At 58.6% G+C, this 19144-nt stretch carries 19 protein-coding genes and 1 pseudogene; 7 read left to right on the top strand and 13 right to left on the bottom strand.

Features of this window, described 5'->3' with window-relative positions:
- The first annotated feature begins 814 nt into the window (after positions 1-814).
- On the top strand, positions 815-1132 hold the full coding sequence (locus tag LB577_RS19455) for a hypothetical protein (RefSeq protein WP_224687937.1): 318 nt from the start codon (positions 815-817) through the stop codon (positions 1130-1132).
- Positions 1133-1568: 436 nt separating this feature from the next.
- On the opposite strand, the gene LB577_RS33520 is transcribed toward LB577_RS19455, so the two are convergent.
- From LB577_RS33520 to LB577_RS19435, 4 genes are all read right to left on the bottom strand, one after another.
- Entirely contained in the window at positions 1569-1769 is a 201-nt protein-coding gene (locus tag LB577_RS33520; protein ID WP_084018973.1) for a DUF982 domain-containing protein, read from the bottom strand.
- A gap of 54 nt (positions 1770-1823) precedes the next feature.
- Positions 1824-2054: a hypothetical protein gene (locus LB577_RS19445; RefSeq protein WP_031250779.1), complete on the bottom strand. Its 231-nt coding sequence runs from the start codon at positions 2052-2054 to the stop codon at positions 1824-1826.
- A gap of 559 nt (positions 2055-2613) precedes the next feature.
- A complete protein-coding gene (locus tag LB577_RS19440; protein WP_224687936.1) occupies positions 2614-2817 on the bottom strand; it encodes a hypothetical protein in 204 nt (67 codons plus the stop codon).
- Positions 2818-4621: 1804 nt separating this feature from the next.
- Positions 4622-4846, bottom strand: a complete 225-nt coding sequence (locus LB577_RS19435) for a hypothetical protein (protein WP_224687935.1) — start codon at positions 4844-4846, stop codon at positions 4622-4624.
- Positions 4847-5290: 444 nt separating this feature from the next.
- On the opposite strand from LB577_RS19435, the gene LB577_RS19430 reads away from it, so the two are divergent.
- Positions 5291-5599, top strand: coding sequence for a hypothetical protein (locus LB577_RS19430; RefSeq protein ID WP_224687934.1), 309 nt, complete (start codon positions 5291-5293; stop codon positions 5597-5599).
- A gap of 855 nt (positions 5600-6454) precedes the next feature.
- Here LB577_RS19430 and LB577_RS19425 read toward each other — a convergent pair.
- The 5 genes and pseudogenes from LB577_RS19425 to LB577_RS19400 form a co-directional block, all read right to left on the bottom strand.
- Positions 6455-6613: a hypothetical protein gene (locus LB577_RS19425; protein ID WP_224687933.1), complete on the bottom strand. Its 159-nt coding sequence runs from the start codon at positions 6611-6613 to the stop codon at positions 6455-6457.
- An 82-nt stretch (positions 6614-6695) separates the two neighbouring features.
- Positions 6696-6929 (bottom strand): hypothetical protein, encoded by a 234-nt coding sequence (locus tag LB577_RS19420; RefSeq protein WP_224687932.1) that lies wholly within the window; start codon positions 6927-6929, stop codon positions 6696-6698.
- A 466-nt stretch (positions 6930-7395) separates the two neighbouring features.
- Complete coding sequence (locus LB577_RS19415) at positions 7396-7938, bottom strand: LysR family transcriptional regulator substrate-binding protein (protein ID WP_224687931.1); 543 nt, start codon at positions 7936-7938, stop codon at positions 7396-7398.
- A gap of 38 nt (positions 7939-7976) precedes the next feature.
- Positions 7977-8315, bottom strand: a pseudogene (locus tag LB577_RS33515) (MAPEG family protein).
- A 412-nt stretch (positions 8316-8727) separates the two neighbouring features.
- Entirely contained in the window at positions 8728-8967 is a 240-nt protein-coding gene (locus LB577_RS19400) for a DUF6894 family protein (protein ID WP_224687929.1), read from the bottom strand.
- Between the two features lie 1793 nt (positions 8968-10760).
- On the opposite strand from LB577_RS19400, the gene LB577_RS19395 reads away from it, so the two are divergent.
- Together LB577_RS19395 and LB577_RS19390 are read left to right on the top strand one after the other, a co-directional pair.
- Positions 10761-11504, top strand: a complete 744-nt coding sequence (locus tag LB577_RS19395; RefSeq protein ID WP_224687928.1) for a Crp/Fnr family transcriptional regulator — start codon at positions 10761-10763, stop codon at positions 11502-11504.
- Between the two features lie 9 nt (positions 11505-11513).
- Positions 11514-11753, top strand: a complete 240-nt coding sequence (locus LB577_RS19390) for a DUF6894 family protein (RefSeq protein WP_224687927.1) — start codon at positions 11514-11516, stop codon at positions 11751-11753.
- 282 nt (positions 11754-12035) lie between these two features.
- Here the strand turns inward: LB577_RS19390 and LB577_RS19385 are convergent, their stop codons facing one another.
- Entirely contained in the window at positions 12036-12191 is a 156-nt protein-coding gene (locus tag LB577_RS19385; protein ID WP_224687926.1) for a hypothetical protein, read from the bottom strand.
- 1022 nt (positions 12192-13213) lie between these two features.
- On the opposite strand from LB577_RS19385, the gene LB577_RS19380 reads away from it, so the two are divergent.
- The 3 genes from LB577_RS19380 to LB577_RS19370 all read left to right on the top strand — a co-directional run bounded on the left by LB577_RS19380 (position 13214) and on the right by LB577_RS19370 (position 14692).
- Positions 13214-13540 carry a hypothetical protein gene (locus LB577_RS19380; RefSeq protein WP_224687925.1) on the top strand — a complete coding sequence of 109 codons (327 nt, stop codon included), beginning with the start codon at positions 13214-13216 and terminating at the stop codon, positions 13538-13540.
- Positions 13541-14079: 539 nt separating this feature from the next.
- Positions 14080-14394, top strand: coding sequence for a hypothetical protein (locus LB577_RS19375; RefSeq protein WP_224687924.1), 315 nt, complete (start codon positions 14080-14082; stop codon positions 14392-14394).
- A gap of 160 nt (positions 14395-14554) precedes the next feature.
- Positions 14555-14692: a hypothetical protein gene (locus LB577_RS19370; protein ID WP_224687923.1), complete on the top strand. Its 138-nt coding sequence runs from the start codon at positions 14555-14557 to the stop codon at positions 14690-14692.
- A 488-nt stretch (positions 14693-15180) separates the two neighbouring features.
- Here the strand turns inward: LB577_RS19370 and LB577_RS19365 are convergent, their stop codons facing one another.
- The 3 genes from LB577_RS19365 to LB577_RS19355 form a co-directional block, all read right to left on the bottom strand.
- Entirely contained in the window at positions 15181-15477 is a 297-nt protein-coding gene (locus LB577_RS19365; protein ID WP_224687922.1) for a DUF982 domain-containing protein, read from the bottom strand.
- A 188-nt stretch (positions 15478-15665) separates the two neighbouring features.
- A complete protein-coding gene (locus LB577_RS19360) occupies positions 15666-17834 on the bottom strand; it encodes an amylo-alpha-1,6-glucosidase (protein WP_224687921.1) in 2169 nt (722 codons plus the stop codon).
- Between the two features lie 190 nt (positions 17835-18024).
- Positions 18025-19137 carry a glycosyltransferase family 4 protein gene (locus tag LB577_RS19355; RefSeq protein WP_224687944.1) on the bottom strand — a complete coding sequence of 371 codons (1113 nt, stop codon included), beginning with the start codon at positions 19135-19137 and terminating at the stop codon, positions 18025-18027.
- Between the last annotated feature and the right edge of the window lie 7 nt (positions 19138-19144).

Genomic DNA, 19144 nt, shown 5'->3' with positions numbered 1-19144 from the left:
GTCGCCCTGTTTTTCGACAAGCCACCGGCTTCATTTGCTCGATAGGGCCAAAGGGTGTTGTGTAACGAGCACCCAGGAGGATCGTTTTGATGCTTCTGACAGACAATGGTGCTGCGCTGCGGCTCTCAGATTTCGTCGGCCCTGACGATGCAGTGAAGGCGGCTCTTGAGCTCTACGGCCCGGAGGCGCAGACCGCCAGTGGCCTATTGTGCTTTGGAAACTCACTATGATGGTCGGTCGGCTGATTTCCGATCTGGTCGTCAGTCTTCCGAGATCTAGTCGGCGCTGTTCATTGAGGAGACGCCGGTGGTGAAAAAAACGAAGTCACCGATCGTCTCCGATGTGGATTGTCGCCAGCTTCATCGGCCCGTGCTCTTCCTCCCTATTGCTGTTCTCGTACTTCATTCTGATAGCTTTGAGGTATATTAGCATCGGCGCATCAATAATCGAGCCGACGGCTCCGTGCGCACAGACAGCCCGACGGTTAGGCCCGGTTCCTGTTCGCCCCAACCCACAGGCGCCGGGCCGCATCAATTGCCGGTAACCAGCCCCGAGCAGGTAGAGCAAGGCACAGCGAGCGATCCGCCGCCTATGAGCACCATGCGGCGCCGCCGTTTGCGTCGATTTACCGGCTTCTTTTCGTCAGAAGCGGCATATGCGCTATAGATGCGCCGGCCGTCCTCTCCATAGCGGTCGCTATTTGGATATGCCTTTTTTGGCTTCGGTCTCGGTCGAAGTATTCCCATGGGCCTTGCCCCCTGCACTATCACCGACCTCAGTTTAGCTGGGTCTTATGTGCGGACTCGACCGTTGAATGGAAGCGCCATTCTCTACCCTTCAAAGCCGCTGCCGCTTATCTATCAATCGGGCCGGTTTCGTCTTGTGCTCACTACCCATGTCTAGGAACACCGTGCTTCAGCTTATTGCCGCTGTCATCTTCGTTGTCATTCTTGTCGGCATCCACCAGGGCCTTGGCTGGATTCTCGACCAGATGATAATCCAATTCATCTACGGCGCCGCTTCGGCGTCGATCGTCATCCTGAGCGTGTTCGCCGTCGCCTTCTGGATGGAAGGGTCAATTACTTTCGGTCGAGGAAAGCAAAAGCGCCCGCGCGACACGATCGACCTGTGACTGTTGCAAGCGGGAGCCTTGGCCGGCCTTCATGAGTGCCGCAAGGACGGGACTCTGCTGACCACTTGTGAGTGCAGCGGCCATCTAAGAAATAGCTTTGTCATTTCCAGAAGGTCGATCTGCCAGCCCCAGCCTGCCCAATAATATTCGATCGTGTGAACGGGCCGACGATATTTGAAGCGTTCGGTTCGTCCTCTGGTTGCCAACCGCGAGCAGCCTTTGCGCCATCCGCAATTCTTGAGCGTCCAGGCCGGTGAGCGCCGACAACGGCTTCCAGCCTGCCAGCAGCAAGGCTCCCCTCTAGGCCCCATACCATCAGGCGAAACTGGCTGCCCGGTGAACACGTCGAACACCGTCCAGGTCCCGTCTGGGTGTCGCCTCAGGTCATACCGCCGCTCTATCATGATGGTAATTTAGGGTTCGCTTATGAGCCTCTTCAACCCTCAGGATCGTAAAGAAGCATCCCTTCCTCAATAGCAGCCTCTACGAACGCCCTTCGAGCCACGTGTGGGGGTAATTTGCCATCAAGTGAGGCCAAGCAGGCACCGGCCGCCAGATACCATTTCGGCCCTCTTTTGGTCCACTGAACGAGTTGTTCCCTTGCCGCTTGAACCGTCGCTGATGTTGTGCCGGACATCACCTTCGATGGTGGTCTTTACTGTGACCGGAGGATGAAACCGACCGAGGGGCATCATGCTTCACGAACGTCAAAGGCAACGAACAGCCCCCGCTTCGGAGCCACATCAACTACGATCTCGACCAGATGACAGTCCGACTCCAAGAGATGCGGGTCGCGTTCCCGCACCGTTGCAATGGTCACCTTCACCGAAACCAGGTTGCCCTCTTGAAAACCCCTTAGGACGTCGCAAACCAGTTCCCAAGCGGTGCGCTGCGCAGGCCAACCAGACGCTTCAGCATCCATCCCACCCCCCCATCGAGACAGAAGGCCAACTCAAGCGATTCTCTCGCGCGTTTCTTTAAAAAATCAAGAGCTGGAAGCGTACAAAGACGCCAAGTTGGCTTGCTGCTGACCCGTCAGGCGAATCGCCCGTACGCGAGCCTGCTCTTCAGGTCGTTGGCGTTGAGGAGTATCACCAAGTCAGTCGCGTAGGTGACGTCCAGGCCGACCGCTGGGTGACCTTCGGGCTCCGCTGGTTTGCCGGTGTGTCGGTCGACCACCGACCACCCCTTCGGGTCCCTCTTTAGTTCGTACCTTGGTTCCATGGGACGATACGTTGTGCTTCCGATTAAGCTCGTCAAGCTTGGACCGCTGCTCCTCGGATAGATCCGGGTCTGCAGGGAGTTTCAGCAGTTGGAAGATGTAACGACGCAGGGTCTCAGAAGTAATCCACTTCCGAATGAGACGCGATATAGCCTGCTGTTGCTCGGTAGACAGTTCTTGCATGGTCGGCCTGCACGGTTGCACTGAGCCCAACCATTGGTGGCCTTGATGGTTCCCTGATTGGACTGCCTCAAATCGGCTATTTGAGTTCCAACGATTGCGCGAGTTCGTCACCGCGCAGCCCAGCCTTGTAGCGGGCAATCAGCGCCAGGGCCGCCGCTTCAGCTTCATGGCTTTGGCGCTCTATCCCGCGCAGCAAACAGAGTTGGTCCATCATTTCGTACAGAAAGGTCAGATCTTCAGGTTCAAAGACGCTGTCTTTCGCGAGGCGTGCTATAGTCATGTAATCCCCTGCCCCCGATTTGGCGGATCATTTGAGCGGCCTCGCGTCAATGTCAACTCGGACTAAAGCCCGACCGATGGTGTCGGAATTAGTGCAAATCTCTGCGCGGGTGATCGGAGCCAGGCAAGGCTCAGGCTAGCCAACTACATGGAGGGTTTAGAGACGAGCCGCGAGCGTTAGAAGCTAAGAATGATCGAGTGCGGGTCCCAGAATATGGCGACCTTCTCCGATAGCACCGGCAAAAAGCCCGTCGCTTGCGGGAGACGGGCTTTCTGACTGGCCGAAGGCTAGGAGAGTGTCATACCGCCTTACGGCTGGTTCGCACTTCCGTCCCGGCTGTCCAGGTCAACGGCCGGCGATAAGTAGGCAGAGCTGGCGCAGGTCGCGGTCATAAGTCTCTTGGCTGCCAAGCACGTCTACGCACCGCTTCTTCATGCGAGCCAACTTGCCGCCCGACATATTAGCGACGGCACTGGCTACTTTGGGACCGGTCGGATTGCTCGGGTTGCTTGGGCTGCTTGGACCGTTCCCGACGCCGATGCCGAGAGCCATATTGACGCCGTTGCCAATGCCTACGCCCGCCCCAGCACCAACGCCGCTCGTGCCGCCCACAGTTGTACCCAATCCGGCCGTCACACCGTTCGTTCCGCCTACCCGCGCACCGGCATTAATACCGCTGGAGCCGTCGACCGACGCCCCGAGACCGGCATTGACGCCGCTTGAGCCACAACCGAAGCCCCCGCCCCTGCCCGCAATGTATTGGGGCCACCGATCTTTGCGCCAATTCTAGCCTTCAAAACCTTCGGGCTGCCCACCGTCGCAGCGGCTCGGGCACTGATGCCATTGGTGCCACCAACTGATGTTCCGAGGCCGGCGTTCACGCCGCCTGCCCCTGCAACCGAAACACCAGCACCGGCATTGACGCCGCCCGCGCTACCGACCGAGGCGCCGACGCCAGCGTTCACTCCGCCCGAACCGCCGATGGAAGCACCCACCCCGGCATTCACGCCGCCGCTCCCACCGACCGAGGCTCCGGCTCCGACGCCGATCCCGCCCGCATATGCCGGCATGCACATAACTGCAATCATTGCACCACTCGCCAATGCTTTGGCGGTTCTCGCAAGGATACTGGCCATGACACTCTCCTGTGGTTGTCTTACTAAGTGCAGCAAGCGCAGGGCCCGCTACTCACATTAGTACGCGCTAAGGTGCCACTTCGTTGCCGAATAGACAGGATATTCAGCGACATAGTGTCCTTTGCATATAGGACAACGATAAGATTTTACTTAATTACTTGGGAATGCAGGCCCAGGACGTCGATCACCTCGGAGGACCCCACGCTTCAGGTCTTCGGCATTCAGGATCGCTGCCAAGTCCTCGGCGTAGGGCTGGTCGAGGTGTTCAGCCGGTGACCCCCACTCATCAGCCGGCTGCCCGGTGAACACGTCGAACACCGTCCAGCTCCCATCCGGGTCTCGCCTCAAGTCGTACCTCTGCTGGCTCATGAGGGTAATTTAGGGTTTCCTGATGAGCCTGTTCAATGGCGTCGAGGAGTGAGGCTAACGTTGGCGGCAACTCAGGTTCGACCTCCAACCGGAAGGCCCTCCGAACCTGACGACGGTTGTCCTCGTTTCGGATCAGTTCCTGAAGAGAGCCGGCGACGGTCTTGTGGCCGGCTTTGTCGCGCATTGCCAAGGGAGCCCCCATGAGTCCTGGCGCCTATAACTTATTGTCGGACAAATGGTTCCATTGCGGGTCGGAATTGCGATCCGCTGATATGATAGGTTGAACAACGGGCGCTGGTCTACTCGTGCAGGTCGAAGAGGACGGCTTTCCCAGTCTGCGCAGCGATTTGAACCACCTTTTCACATAGTGGGTTGTCGTGGCCGAGTTCGTCCAGCTCGCCCTTTAGGTCAGGGCGCTTCGTTCGGATGAATGCGATGGCCTTCTTAAGGGAGACGATATCGCCCTGAATAGCCTGGTCTATCGCTTGTTGTATGACGTCGTCGGACTTCAACAGGCGTTCCATCCACGTGACCTCCCTCTCAGTGGCATATTGGGAGAACCTGCTGAAAAACCAAATCACATTATGGGGTCGGAATATTTGGTAAAAATTTCTGCGTCGGTGATCGGATAATTGGCCCGCGCGCCGGCCGCCCGTGGGGGTGCCTCCCGGCCGTCAATGATCCGCGCCCGCTTGGGACGTGATGCGCGCTCTGGGTTCGCTGCTCGCCATTCTCGACCGTGTATTCAGTCCACGCGTCCTGGACGACCCGCTCAGCAATTCGTCGGTGGCTTTCCTTCAGCTGGAAGCCGGGCAAACTATCGGGCTGTGAAATCTGCCACTCCGGAGACCCTCAGGGGAAGCGTCGCGGCTCGCCAAGTCGTGCCGGCTAACAATCCAGACAGGAACCAAAGTGTGCAAACGATGTTTATTGAACGAAGGGCATCTTACTTCCTTGGAGAGTTGAACATGAAAACCACCCTGATTCTGGGCGCGCTGGCGCTCTGCTTGGCCGCGCCTTCCATTGCCTCGGCGGATGCGATCGTTCTCACCACGAACCAGCACCGCCATCACCATCGTGCGGACGCTGTCGTCATCAATGAGGACGGAGCTCGCCTCCATCATCGCCGTCATGGCACCGAGGCGTTTTACGACAATGGCAATCGCCATTATTGGCGCAGACATCATCGTCCCGATACCATCATCATTAAACGTTCGGACGACCGCCCGATGCACCGCCGGCATCGTCACGTCGTGATCGAGAACAACGACTACTAATCCGACTCCGGACCCGGCTCTCAGATCGGAGCCGGGTCACACGGCGCTGCCTCCCGGGGCGCTGACCCTGTCCAGATCGCAGCCAAAGCTCGCGCTGATCGGAGTTGTGGAACTCGCGAAGTTCGCGGTTGATGGTGCCCCCCCTCAAAGCCTGCACGCTGCATCTGCCCGCCCAGGGTCGCAACGATCTGCTTCCAGCAATTCGTGGCAGCGGCGCCCCGCTTTGCCGAATGCCGCAGCAGTTGCCGGGGTCCCTAGACTGATCTCTCCAGTCCTCGCGTGACGAGGTTGAAGCCGCGCCGGTTCTCCGCTGCCTTCGCCACGTAAGTCGACATAACAGCGGACATCTCCCGCAAACAGGCCAGGTTTCACCTGTTAGCTAGACGAATGGCGGCACGCAAGCCGAGCGTCGCGTGGCCACTGCCGACCGTGTGTTCCCAGAAGTGCGGCAGTTCCGTTGCCGGTCCTTGGCAGCGTCATCGAGTTGGCGCCGGCGAAGCCGTTTCAGCAGTTCACGTGATCCCGCAATCACCTGTAGGATGTGATCCACATCCGGGCGAAATGCGTGGGCTCCGACCATTGAATTGTGCTGTGACTGGAAAGCGGCTTCGATAACCGCCCGAGCGACTCTTCGCCATGATGATCGGATAGCTCGGGCTCGGCGCACCGTTCCAGATCGGGAAAGCATTCCCCATGCGCTCGACTATCGCCGGGATGGGCAAATTCGAAACGCCGCACCATGTCCGGGATTGTCGTTTCGACGAAAACGAGCCCACACATGAGATCACCAGCCTGCCGTTGCGGAAGACCAAAATGGGAACGCGTCGGGAACGAGTCAAGCGGTGCCGATCTTTGTCAAGGCGTGCCGCCTTCGCGGTGATCCATGGCTTCGGCGATGACGTCGAACACGCTGGGCACTTCGTCAGTGATTTCCGTGGTGGCGATGCCGGCCTCATCGGCCGCTTTCATCGCGCTATCCGCAAGGTCGCTGATCGCAACCGGATCGTCAGTCATTGCGTCGGCAGGTTTTCTGCCATCCACGGTCGAGGAATTAATGCCGCGCGTGCTGATCGAGCACATAAGCCAAAGCTAAGGGCTAGGTTCCGGAGTCAGGACGGTCGACTGCTGTTTCGTCCACCTCTGCTTCCATGCTGGCGCTCATCGGCTTGGGCTCGCTGCCCAGTGGCACGCCGTCGAAGCCATGCAGCCAGGCTTCGGCGTGCTCGGTCCAATAGCTTGGCACGGCGCGTTCCTTGCCATCCTTGTGCGCCTGCTGACCGTACATCCAGGCGTACGTGACGCGCTCCTGATCCTTCTTAGCCAATGCCATCGTCGTCCTTCCAGAAATCGCGCAGCATCGCTTGGTGCAACGTCTCTTCGTCTTTTAAGGAAGCGCACCTTGCCTGAAAGGCCCGCCTTCAGCCACTCGGCTTTTTGCTTTTTGAGGCCCTTCGGCGGCGGCGCACCGACCTTGCCCTGGACGCGATTCCAGAGCGCCTGGCCTTGAAGGTGACAAAAGCGCCGCCCGTGTAGCGGCCCTTGTCGGCCATCAGCACATCCGAAGCTATCGTATGCAATTCAAACGGTAGGGTTCCTGTCCTGCAAAGTACCGCGTCTTGATGCCACGGGCGATCGACCTGTTTCGACCATATGTCCTTTCCATCGGGGATCTCGCCTACGGCATCTCAAGCCGGAAACCCTCCACACGATCCGGGTTGCGAGGGCATCCTGGCCGCCGCAAGTGCGATCCGAGCTGCCAACAAAACCTCAATCTCTAGCGCTTCCTAAGGAAAACTCTAGCAACCTCTAGCAGGCGGCTGCTTGGAAAACGCAACGATGATCGCCTCGAGCGATACATTCAATGCGCTGGAAAAGGCCCTGTCCTTCTGCCAAATCGCCACGTAGTGATACAGCGCGGATGGTTCCACAGGCTTTATTCCCAAGTGAAACGCCGCATATTCGCGCGCAATGATCTCATTGGTGATCGAAATGCCTAGGCCAGCCGAAACGTATCCGGCTTCGTGACCGTTGCAATCGAATTCCACCAGGATGTCCGGCTCAACGCCGGCGAAGCGTAAGGCGTTGAAGTTCATTTGATGGGCAGCGAACTGCGGGTCGATATCGACGATCGTTTCGCCTGCCAGGTCGTGAGCCTCGATACAGGTCCGTTTTGAAAACCGGTGGTCGGGGTGAAAGATGCATACGTTTCGTGCCGACCCAAGCGGCGCCCACTCAAACAGACTTGGATCCAAGGGCAACCGCGAGATTCCGAGTTCGGCACGCCCTGCCTGGCTTATCCCGAGTGCTGCCGCCGCTCGCTTTGTCGAACCAGCCCGCAATACTTCTCGGAAGACCTTCAGTTGACGGAGCTTGAGACCTATCCGTGCATCATCAAGAATATGATCCTGCCAAGGGCGCCGAAGAGAAGGGCGAATGCGGCGAGAGCTTGAATAAAGAAGCCGGGGTACCGCCTCAGCGGCGCGGACAGGTAACCGATGAAATAGGCGATTCTTCCGGCCATCCAAAGCAGTCCCAGTGCAGCCGCCCGTTGCGCGCTCCAGTAGACCGCGAAAAGCCACATCGACGGCAGAAAGATCGGCAGCTATTCGATTGAGTTTGAATGCGCGCGGATTGTCCGCTCAAGCAACGGATCGCCATTCATCGTCGGGGCGAGAATCCCCTTCTTCTTGTGGGTTCTGGCGACTGTCAGCGCCATGCCAAAGGTCATCAGGCTGCAAAGCAACGTCACAATAGCCACCGAGAAATACCGTTCCATGCCTACCTCCTTTCATTGCGGAACGGGTAGGCAAAGCAAAGGTTGTCGCCAGTGGCAAGCTTGCCCTCTGTCATTCCTGACAAACAACGCTCAGGCGGCTTCACCCAGCTCCTCCACGGCCGACTCAGGACCGACTGGCTGAAGGCCACGCAATACAATTCCATAATAGCCGCTGACAGCCGGTCAGTTCGTACGGGTAGCTCCCGCCTTATCAGCTATCCGCTCTAGCAGCTTGCGAGATTCCTCGATTGTGTGCCGCGTCTCTTCACTTGCCAAAATAGCGTCGGTTATGTGGCCCAAAGTCCGCTGAATGCGCCATCGGGCGACGTTCAGGAATAGCTGCAGTTGGGCCTCATCCATCGCGTACCTCACGTGACAGTTCGAACGTGACCTTGACGACGAACAGCTGACTCGCTTGGTCTCGGACACGGAAGGCAACTTCCCTGAAGCCGTGCGACTTCTGATCCTTGACTATTTCGAGAAGGGCTCTAGTCGCTTCGTTCTCAACGGATTCCAAGGTGGGAAGGTCGACACCTTCGGTGTCGGGGTGAATTTCGCCGTCATCGGCTAAGTCGAAGAAAAAACGGGGCATTCCCTTCTAAGTTCGGATCGCGAAAAAAGTTCTCTGTACGATTTTTACGGAGCGAAGCGTTGCGGCGGCGACGCCGCCTATAAGGCGGTCGATCATGTGCATTGGTCGTGAATGGCATGCGCTTTTTTGTCCTTTGTTGAACCTCGTGTTCAAGAACCCCGTTCCAGCGGTGGCAGCGCCTAGCGCTGCTGGTCAAGGAAAGGCAACCCTTGGCCGGGCTCGCATCACCCCCAAGCGATGCGAGCCTCTAGACGCCAATCGGGTATGCGCCCGCGCGTTCGCTCGTGCTAGCGACACCAAGATGTTCCGGCCGGAACAGTCCATCCTGGAACGAGATCAGGGAGAAAGCGCCGAAAACAGAAGCCGGTAGCTGAGAAATTCTGCCCATAATTGTAGGCCCGGCAAGCTGCTTTCTTGACCGCTACCTCTCATTTGAGGAGCATGAATCACGCGGCCTCTCGAATGTCTACGCACTTGGCGCTAACCTGCTCTCGCGACAGGTCAGGCCGCCTAGCCCAGTTCCTCTCAGCGTCGAGCAGTTCGCTCTCCGCGGTCATGCCATTCATAAAAAGCCGGAGGACGTGTGCAGCTATGCGCTCTCCGTCCTGCGAAGCAAGCGCTACGCCACGCTCATTGCAGACTGTCTCACACACGTGGGCAAGCTTCACGATATCGCTCGGCCCCAAAAATCGACCCGGATACAACATTCGGTCCTCTCTCGGAAGCTACTGTGAGCTGTCCATTACGCGGCGTCACCCGCAGGCACAATCACCTATGATAGTCACGCACCTCGAGTCTGCCTAAAATAAAGAGTGGACACGGCACGTTTGCGCTCGGTCCCCATTCCCGGATGCATAGGTACTGAACCGGAATATCTACTGGCAGCCGGAACTGACCCGCGCCGACAACAGGGACCTGTCGGTATCTGCCGTCAGACGACTCTCCCTTGCGACAAACGACGCTTGAGGTCTTCTGAATTCAGGAGGGCTGCCAAATCCTCGGCGTACCCCTGATCAAGGTATTCTGCCGCTGCCCCCCATGCATCCGCTGGCTGCCGCGGTAAACACGTCGAACACCGTCCAGCTCCCGTCAGGGTCTTGCCTTAAGCCGTACCTCAGTTGCATCATCAGATAATTTAGGAGGCCGGAATGTTTGGCGCAAATCTCGGAGCGAGGGCTCGTGCGTTGCGGGCACGGGCATGTAGTCACCCACGAGCCGTCAGGCCTGCTTGTTGATTGAGAAGGCAACCCCATTGATGATCTGGGGCATGGCGAACGGCTTGGTTATCATGAGGCTATTTGGCACCCCAAGTGAGGGCCAGTCCTCGCACCATCGGCACTCATGTAGATGACCGGCAAAGTGGGGTTGACGGATCGCATGTGACGCGCAACTTCCCAGCCGGTGGGACCGTCCCCAATTCGCACATCGGTCACCATGGCCACGACACGCTCCGAGTCACGATCAAAGGCCGCGATGGCATCATGGCCTGTATAAACCGCGATGACCTCGAACCCTGCCTCAACGAGGGATTGCTCGAGGTGGTGGCCTTGCCCAGAAGCTCTTGGAAGAAACCGGCATCACTGAGGCGCAGCCGCTCGAGTTGATCTCGCTTTTAGGAGCGAGTTGGTCGTCCCTGATACGAGAGGCAAAAACCATCAATGATGATCGGAGGTCGTCGCCCGCGTCGCCCTCGCGGATGTAATGCCGACCACGGGCTGTCCTCTCTTCGGCTGGGCAGCGGGGGAACATTAGTGCCCACTGTAAGTTGGGCACCAACCCCAATCAGGTTCTTGATGACAAAGATCGCCTCCTCGAACATTTTGATCCGTAAGCTCCAGACGATCTCTGACCTCGGACCATCAGACATTGCGATCTTGGGAAACGTCGCAATCCAGGAGAAGGAATATCAGGCCACTGCAGACATTCTGCGCGAGGGCGACCATCCGACGGTTTCGTTTGTTGTTCTGGACGGCTTGATAGGGTCGACAAAAATGACAGGCGACGGCAAGCGCCAGATCACCTCCTTTTTTGTTCCCGGCGACATTCCCGACCTTCATGGACTGCACCTCTCGGTCATGGATTGCACCTTTACGCCTCTGATGGCCTCTCGGGTGGGCTTCATGAGGCATGACGCTCTTCGCGCTATTTGCGACCAGCATCCTTCGATAACGACCGTCCTTTGGCGCTCGACAGTAGTTGACGCGGCGATCTATCGAGAGTGGGTCACCAACGTCGGAAGACGCGACGGCTATGCTCGCATGGCTCACATTTTGTGCGAACTCATTGTCCGCCTCCGCGCCGTCGGCCGCATCGAAGATCATGTGGCCCGCCTTCCGATAACGCAGGCGGCGCTTGGCGATGCGCTTGGCCTTTCCACCGTGCACGTCAACCGAATCCTTCAGGATCTTAGACGCGACGGTCTGATATCCACCGTGGGCTCGCGTTTTCATGCAACCGACTGGGCTGGGCTCGTTCGCGCCGGGGATTTTGATGGCACCTATCTGCACCAAAGGGCCGCTGAAGCGTTGTGGCAGTAGAGGTGTTCCATGGCGAGATATTTCTTTGACAGCAGTGTCCGCGACGAGATCATGAAAGATGATGAGGGGATCGAATGTGATGGGTTGGAGGGAGCATGCCGAGCGGGCATGGAGGGGCTCAGAGATTTGGCACGAGAATTCCTCAAGGACCTCGATGGCCAGCAATTAGCGATCTATGTCAGGGACGAGACTGGTGAAAGGCTGCTGAGCTTGAGCATCACCCTTCAGAAGAAGCTGAGCGGGCTTTGAGCTACCCGGTTTTCCTTCTAGGTCGTGCGAGCGCGTGAAGACGCCATAGGCAGGGGCCTGCCGACAGGCACCGGGTCCTAGCCTGCCACAAAAATCCGACGCACTTTCTTCGTAACTTTTGACGTGCGCTTCATCGGCGAAGGGACCGTTGGTTCCCGTGCCAGACGCGCTTCTTTCAACCGCGCGGTTTTGGCAACGCGTTCGGCCCTTTCTTTTTCTACGATAAGTGTCGCAGCCGCTGTAGCTCGCTCGTTACGGCCGTCATCGCTCGACCACGGCATCTCAGTGTTTCCCCTTAAGTTTCATCGCCCGCCGTGCCATTTTGTATCTGAGCCGCGCTCTGGCTTCTTCTATTTGATCCTTAAGCGTGGTTTCAGTCGCCTTGACCGGCTTCTTGCTTGAAAGATTATTGTCGTTGACAGCTGGATTGATGGGCATCTCGGTTCTCCAATGCGAGCCCGAACTTCGAGACGCTGGAAGAGTTCCCTCTTCGCACTCAGGAATCCTGCGCATCGTATGGAGTGATGGAACGTCTATGCTGGGCAGTGGTCGACCTCGCGGCGGCGAACAGCACACTCCATTGGTCGGGACTAGTAGCGGCCAACAGGGCGCAAACTGGGAACCGACAAGTCACACTAGTAATAGTTCGCTAGCGCACTGGCCGCCCATCCCTACGGCTGGGTAGCGCCTGAGTTCACCGGGTGCGAGCAGATCAAAGCTGGCTTGGTTGACTGGATTGGCCGGAACCGGCCGGTCCGCTATCGGGACGAGCTCGGCGGTACTGCGAACGCCGTGAACCTGAGACTGACTGCGACCTGGGTCGTCGAGACGAGGTGAATTGTCGACTGAACTACTCGCGCGCCTAAGGCACGCAAATTCTTTATGGCCTAACTACCCACAAAAGAGCTCGCTACCGGGTGGCAGCGGGCAAGGTCTAGAATACGACGGACGGGAACGGGCGCTCTCTTGAAGAGCTTAGCTCCTACGCTAAATTAGCGCGGGCTGGGGTATTCGAGATGGCAACGTTTGTTGCTGACGTATTTGCTGGTATCTGGGCGACAGGCGTCCTTGTGGCGATCTGGTACCTGAGGACGCGGCCACCACCCCCACCCATCGCTGAAAATGATGAGGATCGCGAGTTGCGGGAATGGCTGGATGGCCAGCTTTAGTGGGAGAGGCTGTCGTAGAAGGCGATGAGGCGTTTGCCGCATCGTTCTTCTCGCTCTCCGGTTCTTCAGCTCGGCGATGCCGGCGCCCTGTTGGTGCGGTTCCGGGTTTTGAACTTTTCGTTCGTCATGGCCTAGCCCAATCCGAGTGAATGGTTCCATTGCGGGTCGGAATTGCGATCCGCTTGATAAATAGGTTTAAACAACGGGCGCTGGTCTAATCGTGCAGGTCGAAGAGGACGGCTTTCCCAGTCTGCGCAGCGATTGGACCACCTTTTCACATAGTGGGTTGTCATGGCCGAGTTCGTCCAGCTCGCCCTTGAGGTCAGGGCGCTTCGTTCGGATAAATGCGACGACCTCCCTAAGGGAGACGATTTCGCCCTGAATAGCCTGGTCTATGGCGTGTTGTATGACGTCGTCGGATTTCAACAGGCGTTCCATCCCCGTGAGTCGGGTATGCGCCCGCCCGTTCGCTCGTGCTGGCGACACCAGATGTTCCGTTCGGAACGGTCCATCCTTGAACGAGATCAGGGAGAAAGCGCCGAAAACAGAAGCCGGTCGCTGCGAAATCCTGCCCACAATTATAGGCCCGGCAAACCGCTTTCCGCCACCTTCATTTGAGGAACATCAATCATGCGGCCTCTCTGATGTCTGCGGAGTCGGCAGGAACCTGCTGTCGCGACAGGTCAGGCCGCCTAGCCCAGTTCCTCTGAGCGTTTAGTAGTTCATACTCCCCAGTCAGGCCATTCATAAACAGCTTGAGGACGTGCGCCGTCCTGCGAAGCAAGCGCTCGTCTCGTGGACGGCGGCGCAGCGGCTGAAACGCTGCGGCGAGATGAGTACCGGGGCAGTATCAGCATGATCAGCGATGGCCAATCTCGATCCGTTGATCGGCCGGATCTCTCCACGGACTGCCTCGCTGGGGGCCCAAGCACGGACATGATGCGTTGGTGACCCTCGGAAGGGGCCATGTTCGGGAAGTCCGACCGGCCCGATCCGTGAGAACGAAGCCGAATGGCTGACCTCCCAGCCAAAGACCGGTTTCAAGCCGTTCACGTTCGTCGCCTCGGATGGCGGGGAGTGTGGGCTCCCCATTTGCGAGATTTTACGCAACCAACTTGGTTTGCCAGCATTAATCTGGAAAGCACCGGATGTTCCCCATGCTGCATTACAGTGTGCCTCGGGAGTTCGAGATTGGCGACGAGGTCGCGTTGACCTCTACCGTCATCACGGTTCTCCCTAGCGGACGCGCCAGGGTCAGCATTCCGTCCTACGACCATCCTTATCCGGTGGATGCACCACCTAAAGCCCGAGCTGGGGATAAACTTGTTCTTGTTGGAGACATCATCCGCATCGATCGCGAAGCCAGTAAGCTGACGGTGCGGATTGATTGCGGCGGGGTGATAACCATCGACAAGGCGGCCATCGCTAGGCTAAGAAAGCACCGTCAGCATTCGCGGCCTGACGCTCACTAGGAAGCCGGCTCATGCGATCGCTGGGACGGGCGCATGCCTACCTGCCTTCGCTTCGAACGCTTCGCCGCGCCGGGTTGCCGCGAACGCCCGCAACGTTCCCGGTGCAGTATAAGGGAGCGAACGTTCCGCAGGCTGGGCGGCGGGGGCGTGCTTTTCACTTTTGCAGGCGATCATCGGCTTCCAGCCCGACGCTCCAAATGGCAAGCTGTACATCGATCCCAGGCTGCCGGACTGGATGCCTGAATTCACCTTAAAAGACGTGCGGCTTGGGAAAGAGCGGCTCGAACTCCATTTCTAGCGCTCCGGCGCCGAGAGCTGTTGGGAAGTTCGAAGCGGCGATCCGTCCTTGGTGGAGGCGCGCAGTTGCGGCGCTACCGGTGCCCTCCTTGCGCTAGGCTGCCGGTCGCGGTGCGCGTTCGGCGTTCTGGTTAGGTGTCGCCTTACTGCACAAGTCGCAACTTATAGCCAGGCCAGATCGAAGCCCGCCCAGACAGTTTTGCCCCCGTCCGGGGCGGGCTGTTGAATCTGAATGGAGGCAGCTCCGACCTTGGCTACGGGGATTCAACCAAGGCAGATTCCGAACTTCACGCGTCCGAATGTTCCAAATGTCGGTTGGGGACCAGGCTAACCGGTTGGCGCAAGATGAGGCGATGACGGACGCCAGCCAGTGGCTGGCCGCCCCGGTCAACAGACCTCAAAGACCACGCTCGAGACCGCCGGATGATCACGGTGACGAGCATCGTCCCGGTGTTCGGCTATGCATGGATGAAGAGACCTTCCGCACCGTCACAAGAGGTCTGCGTTGCTGATCTTTGGCCCTGTCATCCACGGCGGTGCTGTAGGCACATCCTCGATGACGCCGATCTTGCGGGCCCAAGTCGTAAAAGCCTTGTGCGCAGCCTCGACAGGCTTGCGGCCATCGTAAGCCGAGTAGCACGCCTCACAGGCCGCCGCGTGAAGGAGACCACGTTTTTCGACAGGCCATTCTTCCAGAAACTCAATAGCATCCATCACGCAGTCGATTTTTTGGATGTAGCCATTCTCCCCTACGAAGACTGGCTGCTTGAAAGCATCACTTTCCATAGTGACCTCCCTTCAACAACTGGACCTGGTGATCGTTTCCGCAGATGCACTGCTCGGACTCGAACCTCTAAATGCCGGCTGGACATCACAGAAGAGATTGGAAGCACCTCTTTTACATTCAAGACCAGCTCGCCAGGCAAACGCCAGCAGCATCTCGAAGCCGATGGCAGGCACTCCGGCTGCGACTGCTAAGAGCGAACGGCCAGCGGCACCAGGCCCTCGTGCCGTTCACCGAGATAGCAGACGACCCGGTCGCCGACGCGCTGGAAATTGAGATCGACCTTCGCCTCCCCAACGGCTAAATGCCGGATGACGATGTTGTCGATGCCGATCGGCAACCGTGGGCGTTCGACGTTGATCTCGCGCTTCCAACCATCGATGCGGATCCCAAGACAGGCCTGCAACATCATGAAGGCCGAACCGGCAGACCACGCCTGCGGCAGACAGGCAACCGGATAAGCAATCGGCGCGTCGCCGATCGCGCGCGTAAAGCCGCAGAACAGCTCCGGAAGCCGCATGTTGAACTGGACCGCCGCCTCGAACATGCTGCTCAAAAGCTTCACGACGCTGGTGCGCTGCTGATAGCGGGCTAGTCCTGCGGCACAGATTGCGGTGTCATGCGGCCAGATCGAGCCGTTATGATAGGACATCGGATTGAACGGGAGCTCGTCGTCGGCCAAGGTGCGAACGCCCCAACCGCTGTGGAGATGCGCCGACAGCAACTGCTCGGCAATTGATTGCGCCCGTTCCGCCGATGGCAGCCCGACATAAAGCAGATGCGCCGCGTTGGAGGCGCGCACCGCGCATTGCTTGCCTTCCCCATCGATTGCTAAGGCGTAGAAGTTTCGCTCCGGCATCCAGAACCGGGTCTCCACTGCGCTGCGGATTTTTTCCGCCATGGCGCTCCAGTGCGCTGCCTTGGCCGCATCGCCGCGTTTGGCTGCCAATGCAGCCATGCCTTGATAGGCTGCGAAGACATAGCCTTGCACCTCCACCAGTGCGATCGGCCCCTTCGGTATCGTACCATCGGCATGGAAGATCGCGTCGGCGCTGTCCTTCCAGCCTTGGTTGAAAAGCCCGGTATCCGCCGCCCTGCTGTAGGTCACGAAGCCGTCCTCGTTGCGAGCTCCCACCTCCTCCATCCACCCGATTGCCGCACATAGCGAATCCCACATGCGGTCGACGAATCCCTGATCTCCGGTGCGATCAGCGTAGGAACAACCCAGGTAGACATAGAGCGGAGTGGTGTCGACGCCACCATAGTAGCGGCCGAACGGCAGTTCGCGCAGGACAGCCATTTCCCCCTTGCGCGTCTCGTGCATGATCTTGCCGGGTTCGGCATCGTCAAATATCGAAGTCTCTGTCGACTGATAGCGGGCAAGGAACGCCAGGACTCCGCGAGCGAGCGCGGGGTTCAGCCACAACATCTGCAAGGCGGAAATGACGCCGTCGCGGCCAAAAGCGGTCGAAAACCAGGGAATGCCGGCATACGGATATGGCCCGGTCTCCAGATCGGTGGTCAGCAGGGCAATGTCGGCCCGTGTTCGCGTGAGCCAGTCGTTGAACACGCGGCCCGAGCTGAAGATAGTGGCGCCCTGCCGACGCTTTGAGCGCATGGCAAAGCGAGCTCGCGCCGCCGCCGCGCGGAAGCGATCGCTGGATGGCACTTCTTCGTTTTGACCGACCTCCAGGTACAATGCTCTTCTGGCGCGCCTTTCCACCCGAATGAGGAACTCGGCGTGATTGGGGTGCACCTGATCAGGCCTCATCGAAAACGCGATAACAGATTGGCGCGAAACATTGTCGAGGCCTTCGTACCGGAACGTGACGCTCGTCTCACCGACCAGCGCGTCATGGGCGCGACCACGGCGGCTTCGAGTGGTGCCGCGCACCTCGAACATGTCACGAAAATCGGCGTCAAAGTCGAAACGAACCGGCAGCAGGACCTCGCGTCGGGAGTAGTTCGAGAACGCGATTCGCTCGAACATGCGGTCTTGCCAGATAAACCTGGTTCGCTCGATGTGCACGACGCCCGGCAGCGCCTCACTACCGTCGGATCCGATTGTGGACAGATTTGTGAGATTGGCTGTGAATAGGATGTTGTCCTGCGACAGCGAGGCGCCGAGCAGCGAGGGCATGTGGTCGCCGACGAACAGCCGGAAGCGCGACAGCACACGCGTATCGTCGCGGAAAAGCCCGTCGCCAGTGCCGCGTATGTCGCCATAACTGTCCGCAACCACGAAACAGTCCTCGTGCTTCAGCGCAAATTGTCTATGCGGCTCGCGCGGGGCCGATTCATCGAGTGCGGGAAGAGCAACGGCTGGATCAAGCTTACGCTCTTCGACTTCGATGCTCATCTCAACCCTCCTGTTCAGACGGCCGATGCTGGCGCTCATTCATATAGCCGCGCCCGGCCGTACCCTATCAATAGTGTTTCGCATCAATCCCGCGATGCGCGCTTACGGAGAGCGTCCTTCGAATCCTTGGCGGATTTTCGGCGAAGTTCCGCTGTTGAAGGTCGACTGAGGCCGGCGGGAATCTGGCGGCTCAGACAGCCAACACTCCCGAAACAGGGCTGGTTACCGCATTTGCTTGTGCCGCGAAGCCATTTCGCGAGCCCAGTGAGAATCGTTGGTCGCGCGCCAGCGAGTGGTAGATTGCCAAATAATCGCTGCACATGCGCTCCACCGTGAATCGCTTTTCAAAAGCTTTCCGCACTCGGGCGCGATCGAGACCGCCTATCCGCCGTAGAGCCTCTACGGCCTCGTCAACGCTTTCCACGATCAGTCCGGACACACCGTCATCGATGACCTCTGGAACAGCGCCGCGGTTGAAGGCTATCACCGGGGTGCCGCAGGCCATCGCCTCGATCGTTACGAGGCCGAATGGTTCCGGCCAGTCTATAGGAAACAGCAGCGCCGTCGCGTTGCCGAGAAATTCCGCCTTCTGGCGCTCATCGATCTCGCCAATGAACTCGACCTTCGAATTTCGAAGCAACTGGGGCTCGACCTTTTTACTCCAAAATGATTGGTCCACCGCGTCGATTTTGGCCGCGATCTTCAGCGGCATTCCGGCGCGCGCAGCGATTTCCATCGCGACTTCAGGCCCTTTTTCCGGCGAGATGCGGCCAAGGAACGCCAGATAGCCTGAGGCCTTGGGCTGGAAGGGGAGAATGGCGAGCGGCAAACCATGGTAGACGGTTCCGAGCCAATTGACCGGCGGCATCGGCCGCCGCTGGTCATTGGAAATCGAGACCAGCGGAATGTCGTCGAACATCGCGTAAAGCTGCGCCAGGTCCGGAAGGTCGAGCCGACCATGAAGGGTGGTAACCGTTCGCCGCGCGAACTCACGGATAATCGGAAAGTGCAGGACATCAACGTGAAAATGCAGAACGTCGAATTCATCCGCCCGTCGGCGGACGCGTTCCAGCATCATGACATGGTACGGGATGTGATTATGAGCGTTCGGGTTCAGGCGCAGTGCAGTATCGCAACACGCCACAAGTTCGGCCGAAGTGCTTGAATCGCCGCTGGCGAACAACGTCACATCGTGGCCCTGTCGAACCAGCTCTTCGGTCAAATAGGAAACGATACGCTCGGTCCCGCCATAAAGCTTGGGCGGTACTGACTCCATCAGAGGTGCGATCTGGGCTATCTTCATCTGCACA

This window comes from Mesorhizobium sp. B283B1A (genome assembly GCF_020165735.1).
GTDB lineage: Bacteria > Pseudomonadota > Alphaproteobacteria > Rhizobiales > Rhizobiaceae > Mesorhizobium > Mesorhizobium opportunistum.
The sequence above is the reverse complement of the archived record's forward strand: the minus strand, read 5'-3'. Positions and strand labels throughout refer to the sequence as shown.